Source organism: Dietzia timorensis, assembly GCF_020742175.1.
GTDB classification, from domain to species: domain Bacteria; phylum Actinomycetota; class Actinomycetes; order Mycobacteriales; family Mycobacteriaceae; genus Dietzia; species Dietzia timorensis_A.
Genome location: NZ_DYXM01000070.1, coordinates 1 through 6,663, shown reverse-complemented (window position 1 = coordinate 6,663; position 6,663 = coordinate 1). Strand labels below are relative to the sequence as shown.

Here is a 6,663-nt window from a genome sequence, read left to right as displayed (position 1 = left end):
CTCATACGGCCTTGTTCTCCGCGCACTGGTGGACTCGCTGTATGACGGCGACGTAGCCCGGATCTCCCAGTACGGCGTGAGCTTCGCCGGCATCCTCTTCCCCGGCGAGACGCTGCGGGTACGCGCCTGGCGAAGCGAGAACGGCGTCGTCGCCACGGCGGATTCCGTCGAACGCGACAACGCCCCCGTACTGGGCAACATCGTTCTCGCACAGGATAAGTAGGCCCCGCTCGCCGCGCCGACCGTAAGATGAAGGCTCCTTCATCAAGGTTTCACTTTCGAATCATCCGCGCTCGACATGATCGTTGTAGTCGACGAATGACGTCGATGTACCTGCAACCTTCAAGGAGCCCACGATGAACAAGAAGCTCGGCATCGTCGCCGCCTTCCTCATCCTCCCCCTCGGCGCCGCGGCGGCGGCATTCGCCGTGAGCAACGAGCCGGGCGAGCCGAATGTCGCCGTCGAACGCGTTTCCCAGGATCTGCCGCGATACGACGATCCGTCCCAGCAGGTCGCACCTCCCGAAGATGACCTCGATGACGATCGCGACGACGATCGCGACGAGGTCCAGCACGTCCAGCCTCAGGTCCCGCAACCACAGCTGGACGACGATGATGACGTCGACGACGACTGGGACGATGACGATGTGGACGATATTGGCGACGATTGGGACGACGATGACGATGACGACGACTGGGACGACTAGTGTCGCCTAGCCTTCGGCGCCCAGGCGCCGTCCGCCCGATACCCGCGCGTTGGCGCATCGTCGGATGGATCCTCCTCACCACCGCGATCACGCTCATCGCCGTCGGGTTCACGGTGCGCTCGCTGCTCATCGCGGACGTCGCGCGGGACGCGAACACCGCGATCGACCAGGAGATCAGCGAGTTCGAGGCCTTCGCGGCGCAGGGCGTGGACCCGACGAGCGCGCAGCCATTCACCTCCGCCGAGCGCCTGCTCGCCGTGTACCTGAGCCGGCAGATCCCCACTTCCGACGAGGTACTGCTCGGGCTGGTCGACGACCAGGTCATCGCCGTCGATCGCAGCGGCGGTGACAACGGCCCGTACGATCTCATCGCCGACACCGCACTACTCGCAGAGCTCCGCACAGGATCCGCGGACTCCGGCGTCAACACCACCCCTGCCGGCGAGATGCGGTGGGCGCGAGTGCCCGTGGGCTCGCCCGACGGCGGCGACGCGTACCTGCTCGTCGCGGTCTTCACATCAGACGCGCTCGACGAGGCCGACCACACGATCCGGGTCCTCGCCGCCGTCGCGCTGGGCGGCCTCTTATTGACGGCGTTGTTCGGCTGGTTCGTGGCCGCACAGATACTCATGCCCATCAGACAGGTCCGCGAGGTCGCCGATTCGATCCAGGAGACCGACCTACTGCGGCGCGTGCCTGTCGAGGGGCGAGACGACATCTCCCAGCTCGCGATCACCTTCAACTCGATGCTCGACCGCCTGGCGCGGGCGCACGAGACGCAGCGTCGCTTCGTCGACGACGCCGGACACGAGCTGCGTACGCCGATCACCGTGATCCGCGGCCACCTCGAGACCACCGATGAAGACCCCGTCTCGCGCGCGAAAACGATGCGCCTGGTCGACTCCGAACTCGACCGCATGAGCCGGATCGTCTCCGACCTGCTCACGCTCGCCAAATCCGAGCGGCCCGATTTCGTCCGGCCCGCGGACACCGATCTCGCCGAACTCATGATCGACGTCGAGGCCCAGGCCGCCCAACTCGGTGACCGGCAATGGCAGCTCGTCGAGATCGCCGAGGGAACCGTCTCGCTCGATTCCCAGCGCATCATGCAGGCGATGCTCCAGCTCACCACCAATGCCGTCCAGCACACGAAGCCGGAGAGCCGAATCCGTCTAGGTTCGCGCTTTTCCGGTGGGGGCCAAGACAGGTCACTGCACTTCTGGGTCGGCGACGACGGCCCCGGCATCGAGCCGGGCGATACCGAGCGCATCTTCGCCCGCTTCGACCGGGGCGGCGGCGCATCGCACACCACGGCCGGCGCCGGCCTCGGCCTGTCGATCGTCTCCGCGATCGCCCGCGGGCACCACGGCGCGGCGCACGCCGAATCGGCCCTCGGCCAGGGCGCCACCTTCTACATCGTCATTCCCGCACCGGAAGGACCACAAGAACCGTGAACCGGATCCTCATCGCCGAAGATGACCCTCGAATAGTGTCGTTCCTCGAGAAGGGGCTGCGCAGCGCGGGGTTCTCCACGACCCACGTCGGAGACGGCCGCAGCGCCCTCGAGGGGTTGCGCTCGGAGCAGTTCGATCTCGTCATCCTCGACATCGGCCTACCCCTGCTGGACGGATTCGAGGTGCTGTCGCAGGCCCGCGGCCAAGGAATATCGACACCCGTAGTAGTCCTCACCGCGCGCGATTCGGTCCGAGACACCGTCACGGGGCTGACCTCGGGGGCGAACGACTACCTCGCCAAGCCTTTCCATTTCGCCGAGCTCCTCGCGCGCGTGCAGCTTCGCCTCCACGATGGATCCGCGGCCCACGACGACGCGCGCATCCTTGAGCACGACGGCCTTCGCCTCGACCTCCTCGCCCACACCGCCGAGGTCGACGGCGAGCCCACGAACCTGACGGCACGGGAGTTCTCGCTGCTCAAGGTCTTCCTGTCCCACCGCGGGCAGGTGCTCTCCCGGGAGCAGATCCTCGACCACGTGTGGGGATACGACTTCGACCCCGCGTCCAATGTCGTCGACGTCTATGTGCGCACGTTGCGCAAGAAGATCGGCGCGGACCGGCTGGTCACCGTCCGCGGCGCCGGCTACAAGATGCCCTGAGAAACAAAACTGGAACATTCTGATGCACCGTCTTGTGACGTGCGGCATACTCGAGATCGGATCCATTTTGGAACACGTTCTAGTTTTCGGTCCTCCGCGGGGGCGGTGGGCGCAAGAGACGGAGTAACCGCATGACGATGAACCTTGCCGACGCTTTCGAGGCCCTGTCCGATTCGATCGCGGATCGCGAGGCCCTGTACTTCGAGGGCGCTCGGCTGAACTACGCCGAGCTGGACGAAGGCGCCAACAAGGTCGGCCACTTCCTTGAGTCCATCGGGATCGGGAAGAACGACCACGTCGCGATGCATATGCGCAACAGCCTCGAATTCGTCGAGGCGCTCATCGGCTCACTCAAGGTCCGCGCGGTCCCGGCCAACATCAACTTCCGCTACACCTCGTCGGAGCTTGAGTACCTCTACTCGAACTCGGACTCGAAGCTCATCATCATCGACTCGGAGTTCACCGGTATCGCAGGCGAGATCCTCGCGCGCCTCGGCGAGCTGCAGCATGTCCTCGTGGTGGGCGAGGTCACCGATGCGTTTGCACGGCAGTGTTCTGACGCCGGAGTCGGGGTTTCCGCGTGGTCCGACGTCATTCCCGAGCAGTCCAAGGACAGAGGGTTCCCGGAGCGTTCGGGCGACGACCGCTACATGGTGTACACCGGCGGGACGACGGGTCATCCCAAGGGCGTCGTATGGACGCACACCGACTTTTATTACGCGGCACTCGCCGGCGGCAATCAGTACGGCGATCCCCACGATACGATCGAGGAGCTATGCAAGGCCGCGAAGGACACGCCGGCTATGTCGCTGCTGGTCACTGCGCCGCTGATCCATGGCGCTGCCGTGTATGCGATGTTCTCGATGTTTTTCATGGGCGCGAAGCAGGTGCTCATGCGCAATTGGGATCCGGTCGAGGCGCTATCGCTTATCGGCTCGGAGAAGGTCCAGATCATCATGATCGTCGGCGACGCGATGGGCGTGCCGTTCGTCGACGAGCTCGTCGACAACGCCGATTCCTACGATGTCTCCTCGCTGTTCGCCGTGAACTCGGGTGGGGCGATCTGGTCGCAGGCTTCGCGGGACAAGCTCAAGACCGTGCTGCCCGATATCTTTATCCGCGACAATTTCGGCGCCTCGGAGTCCGGCACGGACGGGCAGCTGAGCATGAACGATGCCGGCGAGCTGCGCCTACCGCCGAGCCCGCGTTCGATCGTCATCGACGAGCTGCTCGATCCTATTGAGCCCGGCAGCGATGCCATCGGTTACCTGGCGCGCGTCGGGCACGTGCCGCTCGAGTACTACAAGGATCCCGAGAAGTCGGCGAACGTTTTCAAGACCTTGTCCGACGGCCGGCGGATGTCTGTCCTCGGCGATATGGCCAAGGTCGAGTCCGACGGTTCGATCGTGCTGCTCGGGCGAGGCTCGGGATGCATCAACACCGGCGGCGAGAAGGTATTTCCGGAAGAGGTAGAACAGGCGCTCAAGGCTCACCCGGCCATCTTCGATGCTCTCGTCGCCGGCACCAAGGACCCGAAGTACGGCGAACGCGTGTCCGCCGTCGTCTCGCTCCGCGAGGGCTTCGACGAGCCTTCCCCGGAAGAACTCGCCGAGCACTGCCGCGCGAGCCTCGCGGGGTACAAGATTCCCCGGTCGGTCATCGTGGTGCCCGAGGTTCTCCGCTCGCCTTCGGGCAAGGCCGACTACCGGTGGGCCAAGCGCATGGTGGCCGACGACGACGTCGCCGTGTAGCGGTTGCCGATTAGCAGCTAGTACGGAGGGTTCTCCGGGTCGATGACCTTCCCCGCGGAGGCCTGCGGATCGGAATCGCGGAAGGGACCGTACATCAACGGCACCAGCCGTCGTTCACTACTCTTTCTCGGTTTCCGCGTCCGCGGGCGTCGCCGGAATTCGGCCGTCGAAGCCTCGCGGCGCTCCTTCCTCGTCGGCCCTGGCGGGCGCTTGTCCGCAGCCGGCTGCTCGCCGATGTCGGTGACGAACCCCGGCCCGCGATCTGCGGCTATCGAGTGGCAGATCGTGGCCAACTCCTTCGCAATACCGGCCAGCTCTTCAACCTGTTCCCGATAGTTCGCGGGTAGCGCCTCGTAGGACAGACCGAGCTCGGCCCTCCCCTGTCCACGATGCCCGGCGGGCACACTTGAGCCAACGGTACCGCCGGCGAATACAACCTCCACTGTCCCGTCGGGCCACAGTCGATAGTTTGTCTCGTTGTGTGTCTTATCTCTGTGGTGGTGCCGGCACAGGGCGATGAGATTATCTTCGCGAGTCAGCCCGCCCCGAAGTGGATCGTTGTGGTTGAACGGTATGACATGGTCCAGGTCGCAGCGCCCGGCGGACACTTGGCAGCCGGGGAACCGGCAGGTCCCGTCCCGCGCGGCGACCAGCCTTCGTAACGCCGCCGACGGCTTGTACGTGGTTTCCTCGCCCAGCCGGCCGACCAGCTCACCGAGCAACGCCATTGCATTCTCGAGATTGGTGCCGAGTTCGTCGGCACGCAGCGGCATCGTCGATAGCCTGGCACTGCGCGCCGAATCGAGAAGTTCGTCGAGCCGCTCGCGCGTAGAGGCCCCCTTCGCCGTGTACGCACGCTGCCTGGCGGCGCCTGCGTCCATATCGGCCACAAGCGTGATGTTCGGGGAGCACACCTGATGCCCGATCGGGGTGCAATCACCCACCGGCCGCTTGTCGATGCCCGTGACCATCTGGACGAGAGCGTCCGCGCGGCGCTCGGCAGCCGTGCGGGTTTCGCTTCCCATCTTGGCCCACGAGGCGGCGAGAGCGTCCACACTGCTCCACACTGCTTCGGCCTCCAGTGCAGGAAGCGTCGCCATAATGGTCGAGCTTGCCGGCGTCGCGGGCCACATGCGCACATCGCGCTTGTCCTTGCTGTCCTTTTCGTCCCGCTTGAGCGCCGCCCTATCGACCTTGCTGATGATGCGGTGGAGCTTCCGGGTCATCCCCGACGACCACCGAACGCACTTCCCATCCACGAGACACTCGGCGAGGATTCTGCCCTGGATCTCCAGCAGTTTGTCCTCGTCGACGACATGTTCGAGCTCGTCCGCGATCCGAAGCGCGACGGCCGAACTCATCCCTCCGTACATGAGGACGTTCCACACGCGGGTGCATCGTTGCACCGACATTGACTTCCCCAGCAGATTTCCCGCCCTGCTGGTGGTGAGGTTGTGTTCGACGGCGATACGATCTGCGGCCAGCGATTCAGGGTCGAAAGTCATGTAATCCGGATCCTCCGCAGTCGCGGGATCCATTTGCTCCGCTCGCGTCGTCTCAAGGGTGTCTAGCGCATGCTGCATTGCAGCACCCTCGGCGCAGCTCCCTAGCACGGTGAACACATTCGCCTGATCCTCGCTTGACGGAAGGTGGGCGGCGAGAGCGAGAAGGTCCCGTCCGGCGAACTGCAGCATGGCTGCAATAAGTGGGGAGTCTGTGCCAGACTCATCGAACTCATCCTGAACGTTGGCGATGGTAGCACTCAATTGTTCTAGAGCCTCGACGACACCGGTAGCGCCATCGCGCAGACATGTCGCCGACTCGGCGATTACTCGTTTGAACTGCTTATCGCACTCTAGAGGCGCGTACCGAATCTTCTCTTCATCCAACATCTGGGGCGTCCGTCCACCGAAAGATAACGCTGTTACTGCTATTTATCATAGACCACCCGTTCGATTATAGCTAGACCTTTTCGATACCATTTTAGGCCGAAAACCCAGGCGCCGCAGAGGTCACATGGGGCACAGGAGTCGGCCGCGCAAGCCCCAGCAACAGCCCCACGCAGGCCCCAAAATGCGCACGAAAATGCGCA

Annotated in this window: 6 protein-coding genes; 5 read left to right on the top strand and 1 reads right to left on the bottom strand. The window is 64.4% G+C overall.

Going from position 1 to position 6,663, the window contains the following annotated elements; all coding sequences use genetic code 11:
* The 5 genes from K8V11_RS03840 to K8V11_RS03820 all read left to right on the top strand — a co-directional run.
* Positions 1-223 (top strand): MaoC/PaaZ C-terminal domain-containing protein (locus K8V11_RS03840; RefSeq protein ID WP_303911079.1); only part of this gene is annotated, 223 nt, incomplete at its 5' end.
* Between the two features lie 133 nt (positions 224-356).
* On the top strand, positions 357-707 hold the full coding sequence (locus K8V11_RS03835; protein ID WP_303911078.1) for a hypothetical protein: 351 nt from the start codon (positions 357-359) through the stop codon (positions 705-707).
* Positions 707-2,161: a HAMP domain-containing sensor histidine kinase gene (locus K8V11_RS03830; RefSeq protein WP_303911077.1), complete on the top strand. Its 1,455-nt coding sequence runs from the start codon at positions 707-709 to the stop codon at positions 2,159-2,161. The genes K8V11_RS03835 and K8V11_RS03830 overlap by 1 nt, the downstream gene beginning before the upstream one ends.
* Positions 2,158-2,820: a response regulator transcription factor gene (locus K8V11_RS03825; RefSeq protein ID WP_303911076.1), complete on the top strand. Its 663-nt coding sequence runs from the start codon at positions 2,158-2,160 to the stop codon at positions 2,818-2,820. The genes K8V11_RS03830 and K8V11_RS03825 overlap by 4 nt, the downstream gene beginning before the upstream one ends.
* Before the next feature lie 131 nt (positions 2,821-2,951).
* Complete coding sequence (locus K8V11_RS03820; protein WP_303911075.1) at positions 2,952-4,571, top strand: AMP-binding protein; 1,620 nt, start codon at positions 2,952-2,954, stop codon at positions 4,569-4,571.
* Between the two features lie 17 nt (positions 4,572-4,588).
* Here the strand turns inward: K8V11_RS03820 and K8V11_RS03815 are convergent, their stop codons facing one another.
* The gene (locus K8V11_RS03815; protein WP_303911074.1) at positions 4,589-6,463 is read right to left on the bottom strand and encodes an HNH endonuclease signature motif containing protein; all 1,875 of its coding nucleotides are present in this window, start codon (positions 6,461-6,463) and stop codon (positions 4,589-4,591) included.
* Between the last annotated feature and the right edge of the window lie 200 nt (positions 6,464-6,663).

Bases quoted from the DNA above. Each gene is read 5' to 3' on its own strand.
- K8V11_RS03820 (WP_303911075.1), top strand. From the start codon at position 2,952: ATGACGATGAACCTTGCCGACGCTTTCGAGGCCCTGTCCGATTCGATC.
- K8V11_RS03835 (WP_303911078.1), top strand. From the start codon at position 357: ATGAACAAGAAGCTCGGCATCGTCGCCGCCTTCCTCATCCTCCCCCTC.
- K8V11_RS03815 (WP_303911074.1), bottom strand. From the start codon at position 6,463: ATGTTGGATGAAGAGAAGATTCGGTACGCGCCTCTAGAGTGCGATAAG.